Source organism: Aeromicrobium sp. EU05-FHT14F07 (assembly GCF_058790455.1).
In genome coordinates this window covers 24452-50432 of sequence record NZ_JBYTCR010000023.1, presented here as the reverse complement: position 1 = coordinate 50432, position 25981 = coordinate 24452, and the positions used below count along the sequence as shown (strand labels likewise).

Here is a 25981-nt window from a genome sequence, read left to right as displayed (position 1 = left end):
CGTCGCGACCGTGGTCGCGACGAGGGCGTCGTCGTCGGTGCTGCTCGCAGTCTCAGGCGCCGAGCAGCGGCCCGACCTGGTTGCGGAACATCGACAGCGCGGAGCCGATGGCCATGTGCATGTCGAGGTACTGGTAGGTGCCGAGCCGGCCGCCGAAGAAGACGTCCTGCTCCCCCTCCGTGAGGGTGCGGTAGGCCAGCAGCCGCTCACGGTCGGCGTCGGTGTTGACCGGGTAGTAGGGCTCGTCCGTGCGCTCGGCGAACCGCGAGAACTCCCGCATGATCACGGTCTTGTCGTCGGGGTAGGACGTGCGCTCGGGGTGGAAGTGGCGGAACTCGTGGATGCGCGTGTACGGGTACTGCGAGTCCGGGTAGTTCATCACCGACGTGCCCTGGAAGTCGCCCGTGGGCAGCACCTCGCGCTCGAAGTCGAGCGTGCGCCACGAGAGCTCGCCCTCGGCGTAGTCGAAGTAGCGGTCGACGGCACCGGTGTAGACGACCGGCACCTGCCCGACGGTCGAGGCCTTGCTGATCGGCTGGTCGGCGTCGAAGAAGTCGACGCCGAGGCGCACCTCGATGTTCGGGTGGTCGGCCATGTTCTCGAGCCAGCGCGTGTAGCCCTGGGTCGGCAGGCCCTCGTGGGTGTCGTTGAAGTAGCGGTTGTCGTACGTGTACCGCACGGGCAGGCGGGTGATGATCTCCGCGGGCAGCTGCGTGGGGTCGGTCTGCCACTGCTTGGCCGTGTAGTCGCGGATGAACGCCTCGTAGAGCGGGCGGCCGATCAGCGAGATGGCCTTCTCCTCGAGGTTCGCCGCCGACGCTGTGTCGAACTCCCCGGCCTGCTCGGCGATCACGGCACGCGCCTCGTCGGGCGAGTAGGCGGCCGAGAAGAACTGGTTGATGGTGCCCAGGTTGATGGGCAGTGGGTACACGACACCGGCGTGGTTCGTGTACACGCGGTGCTGGTAGCCGGTGAAGGTCGTGAACCGGTTGACGTACTCCCACACCGTCTCGTTGGAGGTGTGGAAGAGGTGGGCGCCGTAGCGGTGCACCTCGATCCCGGTCTCCGGGTCGTCCTCGGAGTAGGCGTTGCCGCCGACGTGGTCGCGTCGGTCGATGACGACGACCTTGCGACCCAGCTCACGGGCGACCCGCTCGGCGATGGTCAGTCCGAAGAATCCCGATCCGACGACCACGAGGTCGGCGTCCATGTGCACTCCTTGCGTTGGTGGCGAGGGACGCTGCAGTCTACCCGGCTGCCGACGCCGTCCGACCCGCGTGACGCGCCGCGCCAGCGCCCCGCAGGCTGGACCGGCGTGCTCCGGCCGGTAGGATCGTCCGGGCCGTCCCACGGCGTCCTGGAAGGAACTCATGCGACTGTTCGTGCAGGTCCCCTGCCTCAACGAGGAGGCGACCCTCCCCCTCGTCCTCTCGTCGATCCCGCAGCAGATCGACGGCATCGACGAGATCTTCGTGCTCGTCATCGACGACGGCTCCAGCGACCGCACGGTCGAGGTCGCCCGCGAGCACGGCGTCCAGCACTTCGTGTTCCACACCCGCAACATGGGCCTGGCGCGGTCCTTCCGCGACGGCGTCGACTACGCGCTGCAGCACGGCGCGGACATCGTCGTCAACACCGACGGCGACAACCAGTACCCGCAGCAGAGCATCGCCGAGCTCGTGCAGCCGCTGCTGCGCGGCGAGGCCGACATCGCGATCGGCGACCGGCAGACGAAGACCATCGAGCACTTCTCGCCGTTCAAGAAGGTCATGCAGTCCTTCGGCAGCAAGGTGGTCAACTACGCGGCCGAGACCGACCTGCCCGACGCCGCCAGCGGGTTCCGCGCGTACTCGCGCGAGTCGCTGATCCGGCTCAACGTCGTCACGCAGTTCAGCTACTGCATGGAGACGATCATCCAGGCCGGCAACAAGCGGCTGCGCATCGCGAGCGTGCCGATCCGGACGAACCCGAAGACCCGCGAGTCGCGGCTGTTCTCCAACATCTTCCAGCACATGGCCCGCTCGGGGCAGGCCATCATCCGCAGCTACATCATGTTCAAGCCGTACGCGGTGTTCACGACGCTCGCGCTGGTGTTCTCGCTGGCCGCGGCGATCCCGTTCGTGCGGTTCCTCGTGCTCTACCTGCAGGGTGCGGGCTCGGGCAACATCCAGTCGCTCGTGTTCGGCGTCGGCATGCTCGTCGCGGCGCTGCTGTGCGTCGCGCTGCTCGTCATCTCCGACATGCTGCGGACCAACCGCGTGCTGCTGGAGGACGCCATGGAGCGCATCAAGCTGGTGCAGTACGCCGACGAGCGCCTGCTGGACCCGCACCGTCCCGACGAGGTGCACGTCAGCCCGCGCGGTCTGCACCACGACTGAGCGCGGCTCTCCAGCTGCCGTGCGACGTCACGTCGCGCTGCCGGACGTCGCGCTGCGAAGCGGCCGTCAGGCCATCATGGCGTCGATGGCGGGCTCGATGGGTCCGTCGTACACCTGCTTGCCCTGGCGGATCACGATGCCGCGGTCGCAGACCTGACGCACCATGTCCTGGTCGTGGCTGACGATCACCATCGTCTTGCCCTCGCGGGAGAGCTCCTCGATCTTGGCGCGGCACTTGGCCTGGAACGGTGCGTCGCCGACGGACAGCACCTCGTCGACGAGCAGGATGTCGAGCTCGCAGTGGATGGCCACCGAGAACGCCAGACGCATGAACATGCCCGAGGAGTAGTGCTTGACCTCCTGGTCGATGAACCGCTCCACCTCGCTGAAGGCGATGATGTCGTCGTAGCGGGCGTCGATCTCGTCCTTCTGCATGCCGAGGATCGCGGCGTTCAGGTACACGTTCTCCCGGCCGGTGAGGTCGGGGTGGAAGCCCGCGCCGACCTCGATGAGCCCCGCGAGGCGGCCGCGCACGAGCACCGACCCTCGGTCGGGCTCCATCACGCCGGAGATGAGCTTGAGCATGGTCGACTTGCCCGAGCCGTTGAAGCCGAGCAGCGCGACGGACTCGCCCTCGCGGATGGTGAACGAGACGTCGTCGAGGGCGAGGAACTTCTCGCTCGAGACGTCCTTGCCGCGTACCCAGCCGACGAACGCCTCCTTGAAGGCGTGCGCACGACGCAGCAGGAACTGCTTGCTGACGTGGTCGACGATGATGCTGGGGCGGGCCTGCACGGCGGTGTCGCTGGGCATGGACGACGTCGTCTCCTGGGACATCACAGCTCCTGGGCGAATCGGCGCTCGAAGCGGCGGAAGACCATCTGACCGATGACGAGGAAGACGACGCAGATGCCGAGCGCGATGAACGCGTTGGTCCAGAGGTGCTCGGGGTGCGGGATCTTCCCGTCGGAGGTCGGGAACCACATGCCGGCGTGGAACAGCTCGACGGCGGCCGTCAGCGGGTTGGCCATGTAGAGGTCGAAGAGCCAGCGTGGCACGGCGTCGCGCACGAACTGCCACGTGTAGAGCACCGGGGCGGCCCAGGTGGAGAGCATCTGGATCAGCTCGACCACGTTCTGCGCGTCACGGAAGGACACGTTGACGGCGCCGAACAGCATCCCGAGCCCGAGCGACAGCGCGGCGATGATGACCAGCCCGAGCGCGATCGCCAGCACGCCGCTGACCGACGGCGTCCAGCCGAGGAAGAGGCAGGCGATGAGCAGGATGACGGCCTGGGGCACGAAGTGCACGAAGGCCACGATGATCGCGGCGATCGGGAACAGCTCGCGCGGCAGGTAGATCTTCTGCACCAGGGCGCCGTTCTCCAGGATCGAGCGCGTGGCGTTGCCGAAGCCCTCGTTGAAGAAGTTGATGACGACGATGCCGCTGAAGAGGTAGACGGCGAAGTTGTCGACACCGCGGTTGAGCCCGAGGAACAGGCCCATGACCACGAAGAACACGCCGAACTGGAACGCGGGCTTGACGTAGGACCAGGTCCACCCGAGGACGGAGTTGCGGTACCGGGTCTGCGTGCCCTTGCGGACGAGGAGACGGAGCAGGTAGCGCCAGGTGAAGACGTCGAGGATCCCGCGGCCCCGGCCGGGGGTGCGGAACTCGCTCAGGTCAAGCGTGGTCACGGCGGTGGGCGGTCCTTCGACTCGGGAACGGGCGGAGCCTCCGCCCTCGGCATCGTAGCGTGCGGGTCCCGACGCCGTGGCTCGACCGGCCGCCCCGACCGGGCCCTCCCCGGGGACACCAGTCGGTACGCTCGGCCCATGCGGCAGCTCCTCGTCACCGGCGGTGCGGGTTTCATCGGCTCCAACTTCGTCCACCACGTCGTGGCCCACACCGACCTCTCGGTGACGGTGCTCGACCACCTCGGCTACGCCGGTCACCGCGAGTCCCTCGCCGGGCTCCCCGAGGCGCGCGTCGGGCTCGTGGTGGGCGACGTCGCCGATGCGGGGCTGGTCGGCCGGCTCGTCGGCCAGGCCGACGCGGTGGTGCACTTCGCGGCCGAGTCGCACAACGACAACTCGCTGTCCGACCCGAGCCCCTTCGTCACGACGAACCTCGTCGGCACGTTCACGCTGCTCGAGGCGGCGCGTCGTCACGACGTCCGGCTGCACCACATCTCGACCGACGAGGTGTACGGCGACCTCGAGCTCGACGACCCCGAGCGGTTCACGGAGTCCACGCCGTACAACCCCTCGAGCCCCTACTCGGCGACCAAGGCCGGGTCCGACCTGCTGGTGCGGGCCTGGGTGCGCTCGTTCGGGGTCCGGGCGACGCTGAGCAACTGCTCCAACAACTACGGTCCGCGCCAGCACGTCGAGAAGTTCATCCCGCGGCAGGTGACGAACCTCCTCGACGGCGGCCGGGCCAAGCTGTACGGCCGGGGCCTGAACGTGCGGGACTGGATCCACGCCGACGACCACAGCAGCGCCGTCCTGGAGATCCTGCGGCACGGACGGATCGGCGAGACCTACCTGGTCGGTGCCGACGGCGAGCGCAGCAACCGCGAGGTCGTGGAGCTGATCCTCACGCTGATGGGTCTGCCGTCGGACGCCTACGACCACGTGACCGACCGCGCCGGGCACGACCTGCGCTACGCGATCGACTCGACCAAGCTGCGCACCGAGCTCGGCTGGACGCCCCGGTACACGGACTTCGAGCGGGGCCTGGCCGCGACGATCGACTGGTACCGCGAGAACGAGTCGTGGTGGCGGCCGCAGAAGGACGCCACCGAGGCCCGCTACCGCGAGCTCGGCCACGTCTGACCCGACCCGGCCCGGCCCGGGCCGCTGCCGGCGCCCCTCGAGCGTCAGGACGTGGGGGTGCGCACGTCCTCGGCCTGCGGCGCGGTGGCGCTGTTCTCCGCGGCGAACGTCTGCGCCGCTCCCCCACGCACGTCGGGACGCACGAGCCGCAGCAGCCGACCCCGCCGCTGCGTGAGCCACAGCGCGGCACCGGCCACCCGGTGCTCGACGGTCGCGAGCAGCGTGGTGCGCTCGGTGCCGTCCGTGAACGCGAAGTGCCGGTAGAGGACGCGCCGGAACCCGTCGCGCCACGACCCGGGCAGCTCGGGGTACGCCGGCAGGCCGTCGGACCGCCGCTGCTCGACGAGCACACGGACCCGGTCGACCCAAGTGTCCTCGGCGGGGTCGTGGAAGTAGTTGTCGACGCACCATGCCGGGTCGGCGTGGGCGAAGCGGCCCGCCACCACGTCGTCGAGCGAGCCGAGCAGCCCGCTGCCCTGCAGGGCGAGGTTGATCTGCTCGACGCCGACGCCGAAGTCGTCGAGGGCGACCGCGGGCACCCCGCACGCGACCGCCTCGAGCAGCGCCGTGGAGCTGACCGTCACGAAGGCCCCGGCGCCCGCCAGGTGCTCGTGCATGGGGCCCGTGCGCACGACCAGGTTCGGGGGGCGGTCCGCGAGCGCCTCGACGAGGTCCTCCAGCGGCACCTGCTCGTGGTGGGTCTGCGCCTCGCCGCGGCGGGCGCGCACCTTGATGACGACCTCGCGGTCCGGGTGCGCGCGAGCGGCGTCGGCGAGCCGGGCGACAAGGTGCGTGCGCTCGGCGGCTGTCGCGGGCACGAGCGCCTGCGCCGCGAAGACGACCGGTCCGTCGACGCGCGACGGCACCGGCTCGTCCAGCGTCGAGCGCCCCAGGTACGGCAGGTGCCCGAGCTCGAACCGGTCGGGCAGCTCGAGACGTCGGCTCGCGTGGCGGAACTCCCTGAGCTCACGTCGGCTGTGCACGACGAACACGTCGGCAGCGCGCCGGAAGCCGAGCCCGTAGGGCAGCACGGGCACGCCCACGCCCGGGAGACCGGTGACGATCACCGGGCGGTCCGGCACGTTGTCGACGACCGACGTGGCGGCCTGCACGGTCCAGCCGCGCGCCGACAGGACGAGCACGTCGGGGCGCTCGGACACCAGGCGCCGCCGCAGGTCGGCGAGGCCGACCACGTCCGGCGTGCTGCCGGCCGCCGCGGTCCCGGCGAGTGCGTCGGCGAGCTGCGACGCGCTCGGTGCCGCCGTGCTGCGCGCGACCACCAGGTCCACGCGCCAGTCGTCCGGGAACCGGTCCCCCAGCGCCGCACCCCACTTGACGTAGGAGTCGGTGTCGCAGAGGACCAGGACCCGGACGACGTCGGCCTGGTTCACGAGGCGGCGATGACCGCGTCCGTGTGGCGCCGCAGACGAGCCATCGGCTTGTGCTCGCCCGGCATGACCCGCTTGACGCCGTCGCCGAGCGCGAGCTCGACGGTGCGGATGTCGCGGACGAGGTCGATGAACGGCTGCGGCTCCAGGCTCGCCGCCTGGTCGGAGCCCCACATCGCGTTGTCGAGCGTGATGTGCCGCTCGACCGCGACGGCGCCGAGCGCGACGGCCGCGACGGAGATCTCCAGGCCGGTCTCGTGGCCCGAGTACCCGACGGGGACGCCGTAGCGCTCCTGCAGCGTGTGGATGGTCCGCAGGTTGGCCTCCTCGGCCGGCAGCGGGTACGTCGACGTCGCGTGCAGGATGACGAGCTGGTCGGTGTCGAGCACCTCGACCGCGCGGTCGATCTGCTCGAGCGTGCTCATGCCGGTGGAGAGGATGATCGGCTTGCCCGTCTCGTGCAGGGCGGCCAGCATCTCCAGGTCCGTCACGGAGGCCGAGGCCACCTTGTGGCACGAGACGTCGAGCGACTCGAGGAACTCCACGGCGGGCACGTCCCACGGCGAGGCGAACCAGTCGATGCCGCGGTCGGCGGCGTGCGCCGCGACCTCCGCGTACTGCTCGGCCTCGAACTCGACGCGGTAGCGGTAGTCGAGGTAGGTCATCTCGCCCCACGGCGTCTGCCGGACGACGTGACGCATGTCCTCGGGCGTCGAGATGTGCGGGGTCCGCTTCTGGAACTTGACGGCCTGCGCACCCGCGCGGGCGGCGACGTCGATGAGCTCCTTGGCCACCTCGACGTCACCGTTGTGGTTGATGCCGATCTCGCCGATGACGTACGTGGGACGCCTCCGTCCGACGATCGCGTCGCCGATCTTCACCCATTCAGCCATGATCCGGTCCCTCCTGTGTCGTGTCCTTGACGGACGAGTCCTTCGCCGCGAGCACGCGGTCCGCGAGCTCGCGCACCGCGCCCTGCCCACCGGGTCGTCGCAGCACGTGACGTGCGGCGACCCGGCAGGCGGGGTGGGCGTCGGCCGGTGCGACCGGCCAGCCCACGGCAGCCAGGACCTCGACGTCGGTGACGTCGTGGCCCAGGTAGGCGATGTCCTGCAGCGCGACGTCGTGCTCGCGCGCCCACGTGCGCAGGGCCGTGAGCTTGTCGGGGGTGCCCTCCAGGTGCTGGGCACCGAGGGCCTGGGCGCGGCGTGCCGCGACGGGGTCGGGGCCGTCGGTCAGCACGACGACGGGCCGGTCGGAGCGCAGGAGCCGCTCGACGCCCTCGCCGTCGGCGCGGTACACGAGGGCCGTCTCCCGGCCGTGGGCGTCCAGCGCGACCCGGCCGTCGGTGTGCACGCCGTCGAAGGCCGTGACCACCACGTGTGCAGCGATCGGCGACGCCGACGGGTCGGAGCCGACCGCGCGCCGGTGCTGCAGCAGCTCCTCGGCGAGGCGCAGGTCCTGCTCGGTGTCGATCTCGAGCGCGTCGGCCTGGTCGACCTCGACCATCGCGACCCGACCGAAGAAGCGGTGGCCGTGCCGGCGGAAGCCCTCGGTGCGCATGACGTAGAAGGCGCCGGTCTCCTGGAACTGCGGCTCCATGTCCTGGCGGCGCTGCCGACGGTGCATGTCGTGGTTGACGCCCTCGGGGCCGTGCTCGCCGTGCCGCCACAGGTGCGCGTGGGTGCGCACGACGCTGAACGCCACGTCGTGATCGCCGTCGCGGACCAGTGCCACGGCCTCCGCCACCCGGGCCGGGTCGACGAACGGGCTGGTGGCCTGCGCGAACACGACGACGTCGGGGAGCCGGCCGATCGACTCGAGGTGGTCGAGCGCGTGGGCGACCGCCGACTCCGAGCTGGCGGTGTCGCCGGCGATCTGCTGCGGCCGGTCGACGGTGCGGGCACCCGCGGAGCGCGACGCGTACGCGATCTCGGCGTCGTCGGTGGTGACGACGACGTGGTCGATGCCGTCGACCGCGCGCAGGGTGCGGACGGCCCGCACGACGAGCGGCTCGCCACCGACGGGACGCAGGTTCTTGCGCGGGACGCCCCGGGACCCACCGCGTGCCGGGACGATGGCGCACACGCTGGCGTCGCCCGGGTCCGCACGACGGCGCACGGGCAGGGGGTGGTGGAGGGTCATAGGACGAGACGTTAGGGAGCCGGCCCGACGCGCAGGTGAACGAACAGGGCAGGTTCGGCGAACGTCGCGTGGCGTCCCGACCCCGTCAAGAGGGTTGGGGGACGAGCCGGTGGACATCCGGTGAAGCACCGACGAACCCCCGGACAACAGTGGTCCCAGGGGGCTGCTCGGCCTCGGAGCAGCGCCGTCGCCGGGGCTAGCGTGCCTACGTGCACGACACCACAGACTCCCCCACCGCGCTCGTCGTCGCGGCGTTCGACTCCCAGCTCAAGTGGGCCGCGGCGCTCTGGACGCAGCTGCGCGACCGCGGCTTCCAGGTCCGGGTGGTGGCCCCCCGCAGCATGGCCACGCTGTCACCCGCGCAGATCGCGGCGACGGGCGTCGACACCGTGGAGGTGGTCCCCGACGACGACCTGGTCACGCTGGCGCAGACCCACGACGTGGTGGTCTTCGCGCTCTCGGGACCCTACGTGCACCGCTTCACCCTCGACCTCGCCGAGGCGACGGGCGACGGGCCGCGCCCGGTCGTGGTCGCCGGCTGGGTGGGCGTCATCATCGAGAAGATCACCGCCGGCTACCTCGACCGGTGCGCGGCCGACGTCGTGGCGGTGAACGCGCGCCACGAGCTCGAGCACTTCCTGCACGTGGCCTCGCGGCTCGACATCGCCCCGGGGAACCTGCTGCTCACCGGACTGCCCATCCTCAGCACCTCGCCCGCACCGCAGCGGACCGGACCCGTGCGCACGGTGCTGTTCGCCGACCAGCCCACCGTCCCGGCCGGTCCCGTGGACCGGCTGCACCTGTACCGGCGGCTGGTCGAGCACGCCCACCGCCACCCGGACCGCCAGGTGCTGCTCAAGCCGCGTCACCGACGCGGCGAGGGCACCTTCCACCGGATGCACCACCACCCCGAGGACCTGCTCGCCCAGGACGACCTGCCCCCGAACTTCTCCGTCACCTACCGCCCCGTCCCGGAGCTGCTGGAGGAGGCCGACCTGCTCGTGACGGTGTCCTCGACGGCCTGCCTGGAGGCCGTGGACCGCGGGCGTCGGGTCGCCCTCGTGCTCGACCTCGGGGTGCACGAGCGGCTGGGCAACCACGTGCTCCTCGACTCCGGGCTGCTGCGCACGTTCGACCAGGTGGACGCCGACGACCTCGGCGTCCCCGACCCCGACTGGGTCGACAGCTGGTTCGGCGGACGCGAGGTGGCACCGGCCGTGGCCGTGGTGGACCGGGTGGAGGAGCTGCTCGCGTCGGGCGAGCGACCCTCGCGCGACGCGCTGCGCTCGGCCTACCTGCGCAGCGCCCTGGAGCTGCACCGCGCCCAGCGCGCGGGTGGGCGGCCCGCGCCGCCGACGGCCTGGGAGCGACGCACGCGCACCCACGGACTCGCGAAGGGCGCGGCCGTCCACGTCGGGTTCGAGTGGGTGCCCCCGGCCGTGCAGAAGCCGGTCCGACGCTGGTGGCGGGAGCACCGCCCGCTGGGCTGAGACGAGCACCGCCCGCTGGGCTGAGACGAGCGGCTCAGCCGGGGTCGACGGCGCGCTGCTCCGCCTTCCAGCGTCGGAACCCCTCCTCCGTCGCGCCGAGCCGCCAGTACGCGGACACCGACAGGTCGCCTCGGGCGACACGCTCGCGGACGTACGGACGCACGGTCTTCAGCAGCCGCGACTCCCCGTGCACGAACGCCTGGACCCGGCCCTCGGGCCACGGCCAGGCCCGGACGGCGTCGTCGAGCAGCGTCGTCGTGCCGGCCTGCGCCTCGCCGCGGTGCAGCCAGCGCAGGTCGACGTCGGCGACGGACTCCACCACGAGCTCGTCGTCGGGGCCGTCGACCTCGCAGAACACCGTCGCGCGGGCGCCGGCGGGCAGGGTCTCCAGGGTCGCGGCGATGGCGGGCAGCGCGGACTCGTCGCCGACGAGGAGGTGGTGGTCGGCACCGGGATCGGGTGCGTAGGCGCCGCCGGGGCCCCGGACGTGGATGGTCGCGCCGGGGCGGACCTGGGCCGCCCAGGGGCCGGCCACGCCCGCGTCGCCGTGCAGCACCACGTCGACCCACAGCTCGCGCGCGTCGAGGTCGAGCCGGCGGACCGTGTAGGTGCGCAGCACCGGCCAGACGTCGCTCGGCAGGGTCGCCCGCACCTGCTCGAGGTCGAGGGGGTCGGGGTACGTGACGCCGTCGGCCAGGAAGACGAGCTTGACGTAGGAGTCGGCCCACCCGGACCACCCGGCCGCGAGCGCGTCGAACCCGCGCGCGACGTCGCCGTCGCCGAGGACGAGGCGGCGCAGGTGCGGCCCGACGTCCTGCACGTCGAGCACGGTCAGATGGGCGGGGTGCGACGGGGACACGCAGGTAGCCTATCCAGGTGACCGATGCCAGCGCCCCGTCCACCGATTCCCTCCCCGCGCCGGCTGGTCCGGCGATCGACACGTCCGCGTTCGACCCCGCGACCCGCCCCCAGGACGACCTCTTCCGGCACGTGAACGGGCCGTGGCTGCGCGACGCGCCCATCCAGCCCGACCGCGCGACCGCGGGCGCCTTCGTGACGCTGGTCGACGAGTCCGAGCGCGTCGTGCGCGGCATCGTCGAGTCGTGCCGCGACGCGCTCGACGACCCGGCCGCCGACCTCGACGCCGACGAGCGCAAGATCGGTGAGCTCTACGCCAGCTTCATGGACACCGACCGCATCGACGCGCTCGGCACCGAGCCGCTGCAGGACGACCTGCACCGCATCGACGGCATCGCCGACGTTCCGACGTTCGTGGAGGTGCTGGGCCACCTGGAGCGTTCCGGTGTCGCCAGCGTCGTCGGCCTGTACGTCGCCCCCGACCGCGGCAACCCCGAGCGGTACGTCACGCACGTGGTGCAGAGCGGACTGGGCCTGCCCGACGAGTCCTACTACCGCACCGACGAGACCGCCCAGGTCCGCGCCGCCTACCGCGACCACCTGGAGCGGATGTTCGACCTCGGGGGCTTCGAGTCGCCCGCCGACCGTGCGGCCCGCGTGCTCGACCTCGAGACCCAGGTCGCGGCGCACCACTGGGACCGGGTCGCGTGCCGCGACGCGCAGCGCACCTACAACCTCGTCGACCGCGACGGCCTGCAGGCGCTGCTCGGTCCACTCGACCTGACCACGTGGAGCACGGCCGCCGACATCCCGGCCTCGGTGCTCGACGAGGCCGTCGTGTCGCAGCCGTCCTACCTCGAGGGCCTCGCCGGGCTCCTGACGGTCGAGCACCTCCCCGCGTGGCGCGACTGGCTGCGCTGGCAGGTGCTGCACGCCGCCGCTCCCTACCTCCCGGCCGCCTTCGTGGAGGAGAACTTCGCGTTCTACGGCCGCACCCTGAGCGGCACCGACGAGCTGCGGCCGCGCTGGAAGCGCGGCGTGGGCTTCGTGGAGTCCGCGATGGGCGAGGCGATCGGCCGCATCTACGTGCGCACCGAGTACCCACCCACCGCGAAGGAGCGGATGGACGACCTCATCGCCCACCTCGTCGAGGCCTACCGCCGCAGCATCAGCGCCCTGCCCTGGATGAGCGAGGCGACACGGACCGAGGCGCTGGCCAAGCTCGACGCGTTCACGCCGAAGGTGGGCCACCCCGAGCGCTTCAAGGACTACTCCGCGCTCGAGACCGACCCGACGGACCTCCTGGGCAACGCCCGCCGCTCGCTGACGGTCTCGATGGACCGCGAGCTCGCGAAGATCGGCCGTCCCATCGACCGCGACGAGTGGTACATGACGCCGCAGACGGTGAACGCGTACTACAACCCCACGATGAACGAGATCGTGTTCCCCGCGGCCATCCTGCAGCCTCCGTTCTTCCACCCCGACGCCGACGACGCCGTCAACTACGGCGCCATCGGCGCGGTGATCGGTCACGAGATCGGCCACGGCTTCGACGACCAGGGCAGCCACTACGACGGCACCGGCGCGCTCCGCAACTGGTGGACCGACGAGGACCGCTCGGCGTTCGAGACGCTCACGACCGCCCTCGTCGCGCAGTACTCGGCCCTCTCCCCCGAGGGCGCGGACGGTCAGAAGGTCAACGGCGAGCTGACCATCGGCGAGAACATCGGCGACCTCGGCGGCCTGGGCATCGCCTACCAGGCGTACCGGATCGCCACGGGCGGCGAGGCGCCGACGATCGACGGACTCACGGGCGACCAGCGCTTCTTCATCTCCTGGGCGCAGGCGTGGCAGGCCAAGGTGCGCCCGGCCGAGACCGTGCGTCGGCTCACCGTCGACCCCCACTCGCCGCCGGAGTTCCGCTGCAACCAGGTGGTGCGCAACATCGACGCCTTCCACGAGGCGTTCGACACCACCCCCGACGACGCCCTGTGGCTCGCCCCGGAGGACCGCGTCACCATCTGGGCCTCGTGACGGCGGCGGAGGTCGCGCAGCGCCGCGTCCTGCGGGTGCTGGTGGTCGTGCAGGTCGTCGGCGGGATCGGCAGCGGTGCCGGACTCGCGGTCGGCGTGCTGCTGCTGCGCGAGGTGTCGGGGTCGTCAGGCTGGGCCGGCATGGCCACCGTGATGCTGACCCTCGGCGCGGCGATCGCGACGGTGCCGCTGGCGACCCTCGCCGTCCGCGCCGGACGCCGGCCCGCGCTGACGGTGGGCTGGTTCCTCGGCGCGGCCGGCGCAGCGATCGTGGTGCTGGGGGCCACCGCCGACACCCTCCTGCTCGTGCTGGTTGGCCTGCTGCTGTGCGGCGTGAGCACGGCGGCGACGCTGCAGTCGCGCTTCGCCGCCACGGACCTCGCCGCCGCCCACCAGGTCGGCCGCTCGCTCTCGCTGGTCACCTGGGCGACGACGGTCGGCGCGGTGCTCGGCCCCAACCTCACCGGCCCGGGCACGTCCACCGCCCGCGCCCTCGGCGTGCCGGACCTGGCCGGCACCATGGTCTTCGCGTGCGTGGCGTTCCTCGTGGCCGGTCTGATGAACCTCCTGCTCCTGCGACCCGACCCGCTGCCGCCCACCCGTCGTGACGGCATGGAGGTCGCGGTGCCGCGCGTGCGGTCCGCGCTCCCCCACGTGCGCGGCGAGACCCGCACGGCCGTCGTCACCATCGCCCTCGCGCACGCCGTCATGGTCTCGGTCATGGCGCTGACGCCCGTGCACATGCAGGACCACGGCGCTGCGGTCGAGGTGATCGGCCTGACGATCAGCCTGCACATCGCGGGCATGTATGCCCTGTCCCCGGTCATGGGCTGGCTGGCCGATCGCTGGGGGCCGGCCCGCACCATCCTCGCCGGTCAGCTGGTGCTGCTGCTGGCCGTCGTCGTCTCGGGCACGTCGGGCGACTCCCAGCTCCAGATCACCGTCGGGCTGGTCCTGCTCGGCCTGGGCTGGTCGGCCGCCGTGATCGCCGGCGCCGCGCTGCTCACCGCCTCGACGCCGCCCGAGGTCCGCCCACTGGTCCAGGGACTGGGCGACCTGACGATGAACCTCTCGGGAGCGGCCGGGGGTCTGCTCGCCGGTGTCCTCGTCGCGTGGCAGGGCTTCGGGACGCTGAACGCCGTCGCCGGCACCCTGGTCGTGCCCGTGGTGCTCCTGGTCGTGGCCGGCCGCCGCGCGGCGACGCAGGTCAGCGTCGGAACACGGTGAACCGCACGCGGTCCCACAGGCCGAGGACGTGGTCGTACCACCAGTCCGCGACCCGGTCCGCCACGGCGTAGCGAAGGTCGGCGGTGCGGTCGAGCACCGGCCACGCGAGGTCGGCCACCCGCTCGCCGAGCGCCGCCCAGCGGTCGTCGCTGACGAAGAGGCCGGTCACCGCGACGACGGCCAGCGAGGACCACGGGGTCGCGAGGACCACCGCGAAGAGGACGTTGAGCCCGATCGCGAGCCCGGCGACGAGGTTGCGCGTGCCGCGGCGCAGCAGCATCGGCGCGAAGAACAGCTGCACCGCGAGCACCGTCCAGGTGAGCAGCGCGAGCACCACCGTCCCGTTGGACAGGAGGTCCGAGAGCCAGGGGAACGGGCGGAACTCGGGCAGCTGCAACGTGGTGTACAGGGCGGTGCCCTGCTGCCAGACCGGCTGGGACACCTTGTCGAGGCCGCCCGCCAGGTAGGCCAGCACCGTCTGCGCCCCGAGACCGACGAGGCCGACGTTGTGCAGCCCCGTGCGCAGCCAGTCCGGTGCCACGTCGTCGCTCTCGCGCGGCTCGAGCCGGTGGGCGTCGAGGGACCAGACGTCGGCGGTGCGCATGAGCAGCATCCACAGGAGCGTCAGCCGCACGAGGTTGTCGCCGATGGACCCGAGCACCGGGTTCTGCGCCGTCACCGCGATGAAGCCGAGCAGGACGACGATGGTCATGGCCTTGGCCCGCCAGCCGAGGACCAGCCCCACCGCCGCCAGCATGACGACGACGTACACGACGGTGAGGACGTCGCCGCTCACGCCGTCGAGCAGCGAGACCTCGGGGAACCGGCTCACGGCCCGCGCCGGCTCGGCCCACGCCGACGCGTCGCCCACCCACACCTGGCGCGTGGAGTAGTTGGTGACGAGCAGGCCGAGCACCGACAGGCCCACGAGGATGCGGGCGAGCGCGACCGCGTGCAGCGCGTGCCTCTCCCCCGTCAGCCAGAGCTCGGCAGAGCGGCGGGTGCCTGCCAGCGCGTCCCTCAGGCGCCAGAGCGTGCTCATCGGTCGACCCCCAGGTATCCGTCGAACGCGGACTGTGCCTCCGCCGAGCCCCGGACGGCAGCACGCCATCCCGCGTCGAACCACTCGAACGGCACCGACGACACCCGGCGCTCGTCGCGGTCGGCGTGCGGGGGGACGGTCCGACGGGCGACGCGGTACTGCACCTGCACGACGCGGCGGTCGGTGTAGGCCTGCGTGTACAGCGACGCGAAGCGGGTCGCCATCGTGTCGAGGTCGGCGTACGCGGCGACGTCGTCGGCCCGCACGCCGGCCGACAGCAGCGCCGCCCGCAGCGTCTCCGGCGGTCGTCCGACCGTCGACTCGAGCACGACCCTGCGGCCCGACCGGCCGAGCGCGAACATCGCGTTGTTGAGGTTGGTGGCGAGGCGGCGACCGGCGAGGTGCACGCGAGCCGGCGCGACGTCGTCACGGGTCCGGGTCAGGTCGGCCTTCGTGACGTCGAGCCACGGGGTCACCGTCACGGTCTCCGGTCCGGTGCGCACCCGCGCGCGCACCCAGAGCGCCTCGTCGACCCGCTGGGCGCTGGGCTCGAGCAGGTCCCACGACTGGCGGAAGTAGGGGTCGACGTAGCTGGCGAGCAGCGAGCCGCCGACCGCCTCCCGCACCGGTCCGCGCGGCGCGAGCCAGAGCGCGACCAGCAGGGAGTGGGCGAGGGCCAGCACGGCGAGGGCCACGACCAGGGTCGTGCGCCAGTCGCGCCGGTCCTGCTCGGCCTGGCGTGCACCGTCCGCGTCACCTCCCGCCACCGCCATGCCTCCATCGTAGGTCCGGACAGACGCCTGCCCGGCGACCGCGAGCGGTCACCGGGCAGGCGTCGTGGTGTGCAGCGTCAGAGCGACATGCGACGACGCTCGTTGATGAGCACCGCGGCGCCGAAGAGCACCAGGCCCAGACCCAGCAGCCAGAAGGGCAGCAGGTTCGGGGCGCCCGTGCTGGGCAGCGTGGTGGTCACGTCGGCGTCGGCCTGCGCGTCGGCGTCCGCGACCGCGTCGGCTTGGGCGTCGGACGCGGCGTCCGCGATCGCGTCGGCGTCGGCCTGGGCGTCAGCCTGGGCATCGGCCTGGGCGTCAGCCTGGGCGTCGGCGTCGGTCTGCGTGTCGGCCTGCGCGTCGGTGTCGTCGGCCGCGGTCAGCGCGACCTCGGCGTTGGCGATGTCGACGCTGGCGAGCTGGCCACCGAGCAGGTCGACGCGGAGCGCGCCCTGGCGGTAGTACGTGCCGGTCGCGGCGGCCAGGATGCCGGCGCCCTCGCCACCCGCGGACAGCGTGGGCGTCGTCGACGTCGACTGCGTGTTGGCCGTCAGCTTGACGATCTTCGCCAGGTCGGGCGCGAGGTCGCCGAGGAGGTCGTCGATCGGCGCGCCGATCTGCTGCACCGCGTCGGTGACCTGCTTGAGGACCGCCGTCAGCGGGTCGGTGAGCGCACCGAGGTCGGACTCCGGGATGACCGTCGTGCCGGCCACCGTGACCTGCAGGCTGACCTTGCCGATGTTCGTGACGATGTCGTCGATCGCGTTGTTCAGGACGTTCGTGATCTTGCCGGCGATCAGGTCGCTGGTGATGTACTGCACGAGGTCCGTGTTCGCCGGGAGGTTGTTGATGTCGACGCCGGCCGCCTGCAGGATCTTCGCGAGGTCGAGCGAGATCGTGCCCGCCGTCAGGTCCACGGCCACGCCGTCGCTGGAGAAGTTCGCGATGCCGCTCGTGACGTCGCCGAGGCCCTTGATCTGGACGGTGATGAGCTGCGCGAGCGTCTCGTTCGTCAGGATGGCGCCGATCTGCGGCGGGAGGTTGCAGAGGTTGACGTTCGAGACGCCGAGGAGCGTGAGGACCGGCTCCAGCGCGTCACCGACGGCACCGAGACCGAGGCTGTCGAGCTGCGCGAGCAGCGTGCTGGTCGTGACGTTCAGCGTGCTGCCGATCACCGGGCAGAGCGCGGCCGGGCTGATGGTGATGTCGTTCGCCGCGTCCAGGCCGTTGAGCGCCGTGCCGAGGTCACCGGTCAGGTCGGCGAGCAGCGGGACCTTGACGTCCAGCGTGGCGCTGCCGATCTGGTAGTCACGCGTCAGGTCGCCCTTGTCGATGACGGCGGAGCTGGACAGCGCGCCGAGCGAGAGGTCGACGCCTGCGAGCTCGTCGTTGATGCCGTTGAGCAGTCCGCCGTCGAGCGAGATCTTCGCGTTCGAGGGGAACTCGCCGTTGCCGGGAGCCAGGATCGCGCCGGTGTTGTTCACGGCGCCGCTGGCCGCAGCGGCGGAGTTCGTCTGGGGGGCTGCCGCGTAGTGGTTGGCGACGCCGGCCGAGCCGTTGCCCGGGCTCAGGAAGTCGGCCAGGTTGAGGTCGATCCCGCCGGGGATGTCGATCGGGATGGCCTGCAGCACCGTCAGCGACAGCGGGTTGGTGTTCGGCCCCGGGTCGCCGGGGTTGTCGGCCGAGGTGCCCTCCAGCTCCGCGATGGCGTCGAGGTTGGTGCCGCCGATCGTGCCGCTGAGGAAACGGCTGGTCGCGTGCGACTCCGTCTCGTCGGCCGCGTTGGCGGAGAAGGCCGCCGCTGAGGTGATGAGCAGGGTGCTCAACCCGAGGGCGAGGGTGTTCCTGCCGAGCTTGTTCATCGTGGAGTGACTCCCATGTCGCTGTGTCTTGCGGTGCGCGTCTTGGGGGGAAGAGCTGCGGACCGCGGGCCGGTGCAACGCCCGCCTCAGCGGTCGTTGCGGGACATCTTACGCAGATCTCAGGTCAGCGTGCGCGTTGCGTGTCACCTGAGACACATCACACAGCGTTGCGCAGGTCAACCAGCTGCGTGTCGTCGGCCCGACCACGCCGCCGTGCCCACCAGGCCCTGCACCAGCGTCCGCCACGTCGCCACGACGCGTCGCTGACCAGCATCATGTCGACCGCGATCATCACGAGGGAGAAGTACATGATCCCCATGAAGACGCCGATCCCGAGGTGCATCCCGGTCACCACGACGAGCGACAGCGCCCGGGTGCTGCGGTAGAGCAGCAGCACGGGGAACAGGAGCTGGACGACGATGGCCGTCCAGGTCGCGGCCATGACCACGGGCGACGCACTCGACAGCGGGTGCAGCAGGTCGCGCCACGGCGAGTACGCCTCGGTCTGCAGCGGGTAGTAGACCGCCCTGCCGTCGAGCCAGAGCTCGCTCTGCACCTTCCAGAGCGCCGAGCCCACGTAGACCATGACCACCTGGTGGATGATCAGGACCACCGCCACGTTGTGGAGGGTGGTCGACAGCCAGCCGGGCAGCACCGGTCGCAGCTCGCCACGTCGCGCACGCAGCCACGCGTCGACCGACAGGTGCCGGCCGGAGTCGGTGAAGCAGGCGTACAGCAGCACCATGCGCAGCACGGCGTCGCCGCCGGAGCCGACGAACGGGTTGCAGACGTACAGCGACATCCAGAGGAACAGGGTCAGCAGCGCGGAGGCGCGGGTCCAGAGGCCCACCATCAGCAGCACCCCGGCCAGCACGGTCAGCAGGTAGAGGGCGTCGAAGCTCGCCCCGTGCGCCTGCTGGAAGATGCCGAGGAAGCCCGGCCACGGCTTGACGTCACGCACGCCCTGCGTCCACGTCGCGCCGTCGCCCCACGTGTAGTGACGGTCGGGCCAGTTGGCGAGCAGCTGCGTCCAGACGATGAGACCGAGCACGATGCGCGTGATGGCGAGGCCGCGCGTGGCGTGCTTCCGGGCGGTCAGCCAGGTCCAGACCCGGTCGCCGACGCCCCTCACCGGTGCCTCCGCAGGAAGTCGGCCACCGCGGCGCGCTCGGCGGCGTCGCCGCGCAGCGGGGTGCGCCACCCGTTGATCCGGTGGACCGGTGTGGGACGCGCCGCCTGCCGCTCCGCCGCCGTGCCGTGCCTCGCGGGCCACGGGGTGACGTCCTGGCTGCGGGTCGCGTAGCGGACGGCGACGTACCGTCGTCCGGGGTGCGCGGCCTCCAGCGCGTCGGTGGCCAGCTGCGACGTCGCACGGTCGTAGGCGAGGTAGAGGGCGACCTGCGCGTCGTCGAACCGGTCGTTCGAGCCCGCGCGCAGCTCGCGGTCGAGGGCCTTCCACGAGAGGACGTCAGCGGGGTCGACGACGTCGGCGACCTTCCGCTGCGGCTCGTCGAGCGTCGCGTAGCGGTTCGCCAGCGGACCGTAGAGCTTGTTGGTGACGTAGCCGGCGCGGCCGCCCACGAGCCGGTGGCGCACGAGGTCGAGCTCGACGTCGGTCCAGTCCAGCCACGGCGTGACCTGCATCCGGCCGTCCTCCTCGTAGGCGCCCTGGAAGCGCACGACCCGGTCGGAGGCGATCGGGTTGGGGGCGAAGAGCCGCCAGTTCTGCGAGAAGTATGCGCCGAGGTAGGACGTCGCGGGACGCGCGGCGTCGGAGTACGCGTTCGGTGGCAGGGCCGCCGCGGTGACGGCGAGCAGGTGCGCCGCGCCGAGCGCGACGACGATGCCGACCACCGCGACACGCCAGCGGGAGGGACGCGGGGGCGCGTCGACCGACTCGTGCTGCACCCGGTCACGGTACTCGTCGGACCCGCGCGAGGATGGCCACATGCACGTACGGACCGTCTCGCCCCACGACCCCGACGTCGCTGCGTTGCTCGACGAGCACCTCGCGGAGATGCGGGCGACGTCACCGCCGGAGAGCGTGCACGCCCTCCCCCACGACGCCCTGGCCCGACCCGACGTGCTCATGGTCGCCGCCTGGACGGACGACGCGCCGACGGTGCTGCTGGGAGTCGGTGCGCTCAGGACGCACACCAGTGAGCTCGGGGAGCTCAAGGCGATGCGGACGACGCAGGCCGCTCGCGGGCGCGGCGTGGCGGCCGCCGTCCTGGAGCACCTGCTCGACGCGGCGCGCGCCGACGGTCTCCGGCGGGTCTCGCTCGAGACCGGCGCCGAGGAGCACTTCGCCCCCGCCCGTCGGCTCTACGCACGACGGGGGTTCGTCGTGTGCGGACCGTTCGCCGACTACGGGCCGGACCCGCTCAGCGTCTTCATGACGCTCGACCTCGTCGCCGACGGGACGGGTCAGGCCTCCGGGCCGAAGCTGGCGTTGTAGCGGCGCAACGTCAGCGCGACGTCGCAGAGGTCCTCGCGGCTCCAGTCCGCGAACCGCTCGCCGAGCAGCTCCCGGCGGGCGACGTCGACGGCTCGGACCCGACGACGACCCTCGTCGCTGACCGACAGGAGCGTGGCGCGGCCGTCGTCCGGGTCGGGCGTCCGGTCGACGAGGCCGAGGTCGAGCAGGTGCTGCACGGAGCGGCTCACCGCGCCCTTGTCGAGGTGGAGCACGTCGCACAGGCCGCTCCCCCGGACCGGACCGTCGGCCTCGACCTGCACCAGCACGAGGTACCCGACGGCCTGGAGGTCGGGGTGCACGAGCCGCGCACGCTCGGTGAGCGCACGACGGGCGCGCCGCATCAGCACCCCCACCTCGTGCTCGACGAGCCGGAGCGCGTCGAGCGACGAGGCGGCGGGAGGCACCGTGCCGGCGGTCATCGCAGGCTCGCCACCGTGTCGGCCGGCTGTCCCTCGGTCTCGAGCACCTCCACGTCCTTCTGGATCGTGGTGCGCAGCGGGACCTCCTTGATGAAGAGGATGCAGACGAGCGCGGCGAGCGCGAACGGCGTGGCGACCAGGAAGATGTGCCCGAACGCGTCGCCGAAGGCGGTCTCGTAGAGCGTCCGGAAGGGGCCCGGGAGCGTCGACAGGTCGGGGATCTGACCGGTCGAGTGGCTCAGCCGCTCGAGGTCCGAGCGGTTGAGCTGGCCGGAGGCGGCCAGCTCGCGGACGCCGTCGGAGACGTTGCCCTTCACGTCGTGGCTCAGGATCGTGCCGAGCACCGCCACGCCGGCGGACCCGCCGAGGGAGCGGAAGAAGGCGACGACGGAGCTCGCGGCGCCCATGTCCTCGAGCCGGGTGTTGTTCTGCACGGCGAGCACCAGGTTCTGCATGGTGGCGCCGAGGCCCAGGCCGACGAGCGCCATGTAGAGGCCGACGACGTACAGGGACGTGCTGGCGTCGATCGTGCCGAGGAGGCCGAAGCCGAGCACGACGAGGAGCATGCCGCCGACCAGCCAGCGCTTCCAGACGCCGGTGCGGCTGATGATCCGCCCGGAGGTGATGCTCGAGACGAGCAGCCCGCCGACCATGGCGATCGACATCAGGCCCGCCTCCGTCGGCGTCATGCCGCGCGAGTACTGGAAGTACTGGCTCAGGTAGACCGTCGCGCCGAACATGGCGACGCCGATCATGACGGAGGCGAGGGTGGCCAGCGACGTGGTGCGGTCGCGGAAGAGTCGCAGCGGGATGATCGGCTCCCGGGCGTAGCGGGCCTCGACGAGGAGGGCGAGCGCGATGAGCAGCACGCCGCCGACGACGAGCAGGGCCGACGTGGCGGAGACCCAGGCGAAGTGCGCACCGGCGAGGGAGATCCAGACGAGCAGGAGGCTGACGCCACCCATGATGAGCGTGGCTCCGAGGTAGTCGATCGAGACCTCGCGACGCACGACGTGCAGGTGCAGCGTGCGCTGCAGCAGCACGAAGGCGGCCACGGCGAACGGCAGGCCGACGAAGAAGCAGCCGCGCCAGCCGAGCGGGCTGTCGACGATGACGCCGCCGATCAGCGGTCCGCTGACGGTCGCGAGGGCGAAGACGGCACCGATGTAGCCGGAGTAGCGACCGCGCTCGCGGGGGCTGACCATCGACGCGATGACAACCTGCACGAGGGCGGTCAGGCCGCCGACGCCGAGGCCCTGCACCGCGCGGGCGCCGATGAGCACGCCCATGCTCTGCGCGGACGCCGCGATGAGCGAGCCGATCGTGAAGACGACGAGCGCCACCTGCACGAGCACCTTCTTGCTGAACAGGTCGGCCAGCTTGCCCCAGATGGGCGTGGTGGCGGTCATCGTCAGCAGCGTCGCGACGACGACCCAGGTGTAGCCCGTCTGGCTGCCCTTCAGGTCGGTGACGATCCGCGGCAGCGCGTTGGTCACGACGGTGCTGGACACCATCGCGACGAACATGGCCAGGAGGAGGCCGCTCAGCGCCTCGAGCACCTGACGATGGCTCATCTCCCCGCTGTCCTCGGACGACGGTGGTGCGGTGGCGGCGATGCGTTCTGACACGGCTGCTCTCTCTGCTCGACGATACTGGTTGACATCTGCAACCATACCTCGATGGTTGCCATCCGCAACCAAGGGCATGAGTGACCTCCGCCACCTGTCGTCCCCGCGTCGGCCATGATGGGCGCATGACCCTGCTCGGAGTCGTCCTCGTCGCCCTCGCAGCGCTGCTGCACGTGTACATCTTCTGGCTCGAGTCCTTCGCCTGGACGACACCGCGGGGACGCCGCACCTTCGGCCTCGGCCCCGAGGAGGCCGAGGCCACGCGCGAGCTCGCCTACAACCAGGGCTTCTACAACCTCTTCCTCGCCGTGACGGCCTGGGCGGGAGCCGTGCTCGTGGCCCTCGACGTGACCACCGTCGGCGCGACCCTGGCGTTCGCCGGTGCGGGATCGATGGTCGCCGCCGCCGCGGTCCTCCTCGTGTCGAGCCCCGACAAGGCGCGCGCCGCCGTGTCGCAGGGCGTGCTGCCGCTGCTCGGCGTCGTCGCGCTGGCCGTCGGGCTGCTCTGAGCCCCGCTCCCTCGACGTCCGACGGAGCCGACGACGCACGAGGGCCCGGACCGTGCCGGTCCGGGCCCTCCTGTGCGTAACGGGGTGCGTCAGCGGTGCAGGTCGAAGCGGTCCGCCTCCATGACCTGAACCCAGGCGCCCACGAACTCGTCGACGAACGCGTCGGCGCCGTCGTCGCTCGCGTACACCTCCGCCACGGCCCGCAGCTCGGAGTTCGAGCCGAAGACCAGATCGGCCCGACTGCCCGTCCAACGGACGGCGCCGGAGGCGTCGCGCCCCTCGTAGATCCCGGCCTCGGGGTCGACGGAGGTCCACGTGACGTCCAGGTCGAGCAGGTTCACGAAGAAGTCGTTCGTGAGGGTGCCCGGGGCGTCCGTGAGGACACCGAGCGTCGACCGGTCGTAGGTGGCGCCCAGGACCCGCAGACCTCCGACGAGCGCGGTCATCTGCGGGGCGCTGACCCCGAGCAGGTTCGCGCGGTCGAGGAGCAGGTGCTCCGCCGGCAGCCGGTTGCCCTTGCCGAGGTAGTTGCGGAAGCCGTCGGCCCGCGGCTCGAGCCACTCGAAGGACTCGACGTCGGTGTGCTCGAGCGTCGCGTCGACGCGGCCCGGCGTGAAGGGCACCTCCAGCTCGCGGCCGGCCGCCTTGGCGGCCAGCTCGATGCCGACACCGCCCGCGAGGACGATGAGGTCGGCGAGGGAGACGTCGGTCCCCGACTCCGCCTGGATGCCCTCGAGCACGCCGAGGACGCGGCGCAGCTCGCCCGGGTTGTTGACCTCCCAGCCGACCTGCGGCTCGAGGCGCACCCGGGCACCGTTGGCGCCACCGCGCTTGTCGCTGCTGCGGAACGTCGACGCCGACGCCCAGGCGGTGCCGACCAGGTCGGTCACGCTCAGGCCGGAGTCGGCGACACGCTGCTTCAGGTCGGCGATGGCGGCCGCGTCGAGCGGGGCGCCGGTCGCCTCGGGCAGTGGGTCCTGCCAGATCAGCGTCTCCACGGGGACCTCCGGGCCGAGGTAGCGGTCCTTGGGGCCCATGTCACGGTGCGTCAGCTTGAACCAGGCGCGGGCGAACGCGTCGGCGAACGCGGCCGGGTCGTCCTTGAACCGGCGCGAGATCTGCTCGTAGGCCGGGTCGGTGCGCAGGGCCACGTCGGTGACCAGCATCCGCGGCTTGCGGTTCGGTCCGCCGTGGGCGTCGGGGATGATCGCGTCCGCGTCCTTGGCCTCGAACTGCCAAGCACCGGCAGGGCTCTTGGTCAGCTCCCACTCGAAGCCGAAGAGGAGCTCGAAGAAGTCGTTCGACCACTGGACGGGCGTCCGCGTCCAGGTGACCTCGAGGCCCGACGTGATGGTGTCGTTGCCGTGACCGGAGCCGTAGGAGTTCTTCCAGCCCAGGCCCTGCTCCTCCAGCGGCGCGCCCTCGGGCTCGGCACCGACGTACCGCTCGGGGTCGGCCGCGCCGTGGGTCTTGCCGAAGGTGTGGCCACCGGCGATCAGCGCGACGGTCTCCTCGTCGTTCATGGCCATGCGGCCGAACGTCTCGCGGATGTCACGAGCGGCGGCCAGCGGGTCGGGCTCGCCGTTCGGACCCTCGGGGTTGACGTAGATGAGGCCCATCTGGACGGCGGCCAGCGGACGCTCGAGCTCCCGGTCGCCGCTGTAGCGCGCGTCGCCGAGCCACTCGGTCTCCGGACCCCAGTACACGTCGGCGTCGGGCTCCCACACGTCCTCACGACCGCCGGCGAAGCCGAAGGTCTCGAAGCCCATCGACTCCAGCGCCACGTTGCCGGTGAGCACGATGAGGTCGGCCCACGAGAGGTTCTTGCCGTACTTCTTCTTGACCGGCCAGAGCAGACGGCGGGCCTTGTCGAGGTTGCCGTTGTCGGGCCAGCTGTTCAGCGGGGCGAAGCGCTGCTGGCCGGCACCGGCGCCACCGCGGCCGTCGTGCACGCGGTACGTGCCGGCGCTGTGCCAGGCCATGCGGATCATGAGGCCGCCGTAGTGGCCGAAGTCGGCGGGCCACCAGTCCTGCGACGTCGTGAGCACCTGCTCGATGTCGCGCTTGACCTCTGCGAGGTCGAGCGACTCGAACGCGGCGGCGTAGTCGAAGTCGTCGCCGAGCGGGTTCGCGACCGACGGGTTCTTCGCGAGGATCTTGAGGTTCAGGCCCTCGGGCCACCACACCTTGTTGGCGTCCTGGCGCGTCGGGTACGGCAGGCTGTCGTGCGCGACGGGGCACTGGCCCTCCGGTGCGCCCTTGGCCTCCAGGGGGTCGTTCATCTCGCCGACTTCGGCGTTCGGCTTGTCGTGCTCGCTCACGATGTTCCTCTCAGGTGGGTGGACGGTGCGGACCGTTGCCCTCAGGCGGGCGCGGGAGTCTGGGGATCGCGCGGGGTCGCTGCCGACCCGGCGCGTGCACAGGCGGGGCAGGTGCCCCAGAAGATGACCTCGGCCTCGTCGATGACGAAGCCGTGGTCCTGCGACGGAACGAGGCAGGGCGCCTCGCCCGTGGCACAGTCGACGTCGGCGATGGTGCCGCAGGTGCGGCACACGACGTGGTGGTGGTTGTCGCCGACACGACGCTCGTACCGAGCCGCGTGGCCGTGCGGCTGGATGCGGCGCACGAGACCGGCCTCGGTGAGCGCCGCCAGCGAGTCGTAGACCGCCTGGTGCGAGACGTCGGGGACGTCGCGACGCGCGGCGTCGATCACGTCGCCGGTGTCGGCGTGCGGCAGACGCTCCAGCGCCTCGAGCACGGCCACCCGCGGGCGGGTGACGCGCAGGCCGGCCCCCCGCAGGAGGTCGGCGACGTCGAGGTGCGGCATGTCGTCGACTCTACCGGCTTTCTTGAACGAGTCAAGAAAGGACACGCGGTGTTCACTTCCTGCCCACGTGCGTGTCCCCAGGTCGTGCG

Annotated in this window: 23 protein-coding genes; 7 read left to right on the top strand and 16 right to left on the bottom strand. The window is 71.7% G+C overall.

Going from position 1 to position 25981, the window contains the following annotated elements; translation table 11 throughout:
* Window positions 1-52: 52 nt before the first annotated feature.
* Window positions 53-1210, bottom strand: a complete 1158-nt coding sequence (gene glf / locus AC3WRM_RS16795) for a UDP-galactopyranose mutase (RefSeq protein WP_492249660.1) — start codon at window positions 1208-1210, stop codon at window positions 53-55.
* A gap of 160 nt (window positions 1211-1370) precedes the next feature.
* Here glf and AC3WRM_RS16790 point away from each other — a divergent pair, with 160 nt between their 5' ends.
* Window positions 1371-2378, top strand: a complete 1008-nt coding sequence (locus AC3WRM_RS16790; RefSeq protein WP_083516415.1) for a glycosyltransferase family 2 protein — start codon at window positions 1371-1373, stop codon at window positions 2376-2378.
* 66 nt (window positions 2379-2444) lie between these two features.
* On the opposite strand, the gene AC3WRM_RS16785 is transcribed toward AC3WRM_RS16790, so the two are convergent.
* Together AC3WRM_RS16785 and AC3WRM_RS16780 are read right to left on the bottom strand one after the other, a co-directional pair.
* Window positions 2445-3191, bottom strand: coding sequence for an ABC transporter ATP-binding protein (locus AC3WRM_RS16785; protein WP_492249661.1), 747 nt, complete (start codon window positions 3189-3191; stop codon window positions 2445-2447).
* Between the two features lie 23 nt (window positions 3192-3214).
* On the bottom strand, window positions 3215-4075 hold the full coding sequence (locus AC3WRM_RS16780) for an ABC transporter permease (RefSeq protein ID WP_067858860.1): 861 nt from the start codon (window positions 4073-4075) through the stop codon (window positions 3215-3217).
* 138 nt (window positions 4076-4213) lie between these two features.
* On the opposite strand from AC3WRM_RS16780, the gene rfbB reads away from it, so the two are divergent.
* On the top strand, window positions 4214-5215 hold the full coding sequence (gene rfbB, locus AC3WRM_RS16775; protein WP_492249662.1) for a dTDP-glucose 4,6-dehydratase: 1002 nt from the start codon (window positions 4214-4216) through the stop codon (window positions 5213-5215).
* A gap of 44 nt (window positions 5216-5259) precedes the next feature.
* Here rfbB and AC3WRM_RS16770 read toward each other — a convergent pair whose 3' ends face one another.
* Genes AC3WRM_RS16770 through AC3WRM_RS16760 form a run of 3 tightly spaced genes read right to left on the bottom strand, consistent with a single transcriptional unit; the run spans window position 5260 to window position 8748 of the window.
* Window positions 5260-6606 (bottom strand): DUF6716 putative glycosyltransferase, encoded by a 1347-nt coding sequence (locus tag AC3WRM_RS16770; RefSeq protein WP_492249663.1) that lies wholly within the window; start codon window positions 6604-6606, stop codon window positions 5260-5262.
* The gene (locus tag AC3WRM_RS16765; protein WP_492249664.1) at window positions 6603-7496 is read right to left on the bottom strand and encodes an N-acetylneuraminate synthase family protein; all 894 of its coding nucleotides are present in this window, start codon (window positions 7494-7496) and stop codon (window positions 6603-6605) included. Before AC3WRM_RS16765 ends, AC3WRM_RS16770 begins: the two co-directional genes overlap by 4 nt.
* Window positions 7489-8748, bottom strand: coding sequence for a cytidylyltransferase domain-containing protein (locus tag AC3WRM_RS16760; RefSeq protein ID WP_492249665.1), 1260 nt, complete (start codon window positions 8746-8748; stop codon window positions 7489-7491). Before AC3WRM_RS16760 ends, AC3WRM_RS16765 begins: the two co-directional genes overlap by 8 nt.
* A 209-nt stretch (window positions 8749-8957) precedes the next feature.
* Between AC3WRM_RS16760 and AC3WRM_RS16755 the strand changes: the two genes are divergently transcribed.
* Complete coding sequence (locus AC3WRM_RS16755; protein WP_492249666.1) at window positions 8958-10238, top strand: DUF6716 putative glycosyltransferase; 1281 nt, start codon at window positions 8958-8960, stop codon at window positions 10236-10238.
* A gap of 34 nt (window positions 10239-10272) precedes the next feature.
* Here the strand turns inward: AC3WRM_RS16755 and AC3WRM_RS16750 are convergent, their stop codons facing one another.
* The gene (locus AC3WRM_RS16750) at window positions 10273-11097 is read right to left on the bottom strand and encodes a siderophore-interacting protein (RefSeq protein WP_492249667.1); all 825 of its coding nucleotides are present in this window, start codon (window positions 11095-11097) and stop codon (window positions 10273-10275) included.
* A 74-nt stretch (window positions 11098-11171) separates the two neighbouring features.
* On the opposite strand from AC3WRM_RS16750, the gene AC3WRM_RS16745 reads away from it, so the two are divergent.
* Window positions 11172-13130 (top strand): M13 family metallopeptidase, encoded by a 1959-nt coding sequence (locus AC3WRM_RS16745; protein ID WP_492249696.1) that lies wholly within the window; start codon window positions 11172-11174, stop codon window positions 13128-13130.
* On the top strand, window positions 13127-14356 hold the full coding sequence (locus AC3WRM_RS16740; RefSeq protein WP_492249668.1) for an MFS transporter: 1230 nt from the start codon (window positions 13127-13129) through the stop codon (window positions 14354-14356). The genes AC3WRM_RS16745 and AC3WRM_RS16740 overlap by 4 nt, the downstream gene beginning before the upstream one ends.
* On the opposite strand, the gene AC3WRM_RS16735 is transcribed toward AC3WRM_RS16740, so the two are convergent.
* From AC3WRM_RS16735 to AC3WRM_RS16715, 5 genes are all read right to left on the bottom strand, one after another.
* Entirely contained in the window at window positions 14337-15398 is a 1062-nt protein-coding gene (locus AC3WRM_RS16735) for an HTTM domain-containing protein (RefSeq protein ID WP_492249669.1), read from the bottom strand. The genes AC3WRM_RS16740 and AC3WRM_RS16735 overlap by 20 nt on opposite strands.
* Entirely contained in the window at window positions 15395-16171 is a 777-nt protein-coding gene (locus tag AC3WRM_RS16730) for a DUF5819 family protein (RefSeq protein ID WP_492249670.1), read from the bottom strand. The genes AC3WRM_RS16735 and AC3WRM_RS16730 overlap by 4 nt, the downstream gene beginning before the upstream one ends.
* Window positions 16172-16248: 77 nt before the next feature.
* A complete protein-coding gene (locus tag AC3WRM_RS16725) occupies window positions 16249-18030 on the bottom strand; it encodes a choice-of-anchor G family protein (RefSeq protein ID WP_492249671.1) in 1782 nt (593 codons plus the stop codon).
* A gap of 157 nt (window positions 18031-18187) precedes the next feature.
* Window positions 18188-19162: an HTTM domain-containing protein gene (locus AC3WRM_RS16720; protein WP_492249672.1), complete on the bottom strand. Its 975-nt coding sequence runs from the start codon at window positions 19160-19162 to the stop codon at window positions 18188-18190.
* Window positions 19159-19938, bottom strand: coding sequence for a DUF5819 family protein (locus tag AC3WRM_RS16715; RefSeq protein WP_492249673.1), 780 nt, complete (start codon window positions 19936-19938; stop codon window positions 19159-19161). The genes AC3WRM_RS16720 and AC3WRM_RS16715 overlap by 4 nt, the downstream gene beginning before the upstream one ends.
* 40 nt (window positions 19939-19978) lie before the next feature.
* Here AC3WRM_RS16715 and AC3WRM_RS16710 point away from each other — a divergent pair, with 40 nt between their 5' ends.
* Complete coding sequence (locus AC3WRM_RS16710; protein ID WP_492249674.1) at window positions 19979-20488, top strand: GNAT family N-acetyltransferase; 510 nt, start codon at window positions 19979-19981, stop codon at window positions 20486-20488.
* On the opposite strand, the gene AC3WRM_RS16705 is transcribed toward AC3WRM_RS16710, so the two are convergent.
* Together AC3WRM_RS16705 and AC3WRM_RS16700 are read right to left on the bottom strand one after the other, a co-directional pair.
* Window positions 20458-20928: a MarR family winged helix-turn-helix transcriptional regulator gene (locus AC3WRM_RS16705; protein ID WP_492249675.1), complete on the bottom strand. Its 471-nt coding sequence runs from the start codon at window positions 20926-20928 to the stop codon at window positions 20458-20460. The two genes, AC3WRM_RS16710 and AC3WRM_RS16705, sit on opposite strands and share 31 nt — an antisense overlap.
* Window positions 20925-22556, bottom strand: a complete 1632-nt coding sequence (locus AC3WRM_RS16700) for an MDR family MFS transporter (protein WP_492249676.1) — start codon at window positions 22554-22556, stop codon at window positions 20925-20927. Before AC3WRM_RS16700 ends, AC3WRM_RS16705 begins: the two co-directional genes overlap by 4 nt.
* A gap of 125 nt (window positions 22557-22681) precedes the next feature.
* Here AC3WRM_RS16700 and AC3WRM_RS16695 point away from each other — a divergent pair, with 125 nt between their 5' ends.
* On the top strand, window positions 22682-23065 hold the full coding sequence (locus AC3WRM_RS16695) for a DUF1304 domain-containing protein (RefSeq protein WP_492249677.1): 384 nt from the start codon (window positions 22682-22684) through the stop codon (window positions 23063-23065).
* Window positions 23066-23154: 89 nt separating this feature from the next.
* Here the strand turns inward: AC3WRM_RS16695 and katG are convergent, their stop codons facing one another.
* Window positions 23155-25347 carry a catalase/peroxidase HPI gene (katG, locus tag AC3WRM_RS16690; protein ID WP_492249697.1) on the bottom strand — a complete coding sequence of 731 codons (2193 nt, stop codon included), beginning with the start codon at window positions 25345-25347 and terminating at the stop codon, window positions 23155-23157.
* A gap of 80 nt (window positions 25348-25427) precedes the next feature.
* The gene (locus tag AC3WRM_RS16685) at window positions 25428-25892 is read right to left on the bottom strand and encodes a Fur family transcriptional regulator (protein WP_492249678.1); all 465 of its coding nucleotides are present in this window, start codon (window positions 25890-25892) and stop codon (window positions 25428-25430) included.
* Window positions 25893-25981 lie beyond the last annotated feature (89 nt).

Bases quoted from the DNA above. Each gene is read 5' to 3' on its own strand.
- AC3WRM_RS16710 (WP_492249674.1), top strand. From the start codon at position 19,979: ATGCACGTACGGACCGTCTCGCCCCACGACCCCGACGTCGCTGCGTTG.
- AC3WRM_RS16790 (WP_083516415.1), top strand. From the start codon at position 1,371: ATGCGACTGTTCGTGCAGGTCCCCTGCCTCAACGAGGAGGCGACCCTC.
- katG (WP_492249697.1), bottom strand. From the start codon at position 25,347: ATGAACGACCCCCTGGAGGCCAAGGGCGCACCGGAGGGCCAGTGCCCC.
- AC3WRM_RS16760 (WP_492249665.1), bottom strand. From the start codon at position 8,748: ATGACCCTCCACCACCCCCTGCCCGTGCGCCGTCGTGCGGACCCGGGC.
- AC3WRM_RS16695 (WP_492249677.1), top strand. From the start codon at position 22,682: ATGACCCTGCTCGGAGTCGTCCTCGTCGCCCTCGCAGCGCTGCTGCAC.
- AC3WRM_RS16735 (WP_492249669.1), bottom strand. From the start codon at position 15,398: ATGAGCACGCTCTGGCGCCTGAGGGACGCGCTGGCAGGCACCCGCCGC.
- AC3WRM_RS16730 (WP_492249670.1), bottom strand. From the start codon at position 16,171: ATGGCGGTGGCGGGAGGTGACGCGGACGGTGCACGCCAGGCCGAGCAG.
- AC3WRM_RS16725 (WP_492249671.1), bottom strand. From the start codon at position 18,030: ATGAACAAGCTCGGCAGGAACACCCTCGCCCTCGGGTTGAGCACCCTG.
- AC3WRM_RS16705 (WP_492249675.1), bottom strand. From the start codon at position 20,928: ATGACCGCCGGCACGGTGCCTCCCGCCGCCTCGTCGCTCGACGCGCTC.
- AC3WRM_RS16765 (WP_492249664.1), bottom strand. From the start codon at position 7,496: ATGGCTGAATGGGTGAAGATCGGCGACGCGATCGTCGGACGGAGGCGT.
- glf (WP_492249660.1), bottom strand. From the start codon at position 1,210: ATGGACGCCGACCTCGTGGTCGTCGGATCGGGATTCTTCGGACTGACC.
- AC3WRM_RS16785 (WP_492249661.1), bottom strand. From the start codon at position 3,191: ATGCCCAGCGACACCGCCGTGCAGGCCCGCCCCAGCATCATCGTCGAC.
- rfbB (WP_492249662.1), top strand. From the start codon at position 4,214: ATGCGGCAGCTCCTCGTCACCGGCGGTGCGGGTTTCATCGGCTCCAAC.
- AC3WRM_RS16685 (WP_492249678.1), bottom strand. From the start codon at position 25,892: ATGCCGCACCTCGACGTCGCCGACCTCCTGCGGGGGGCCGGCCTGCGC.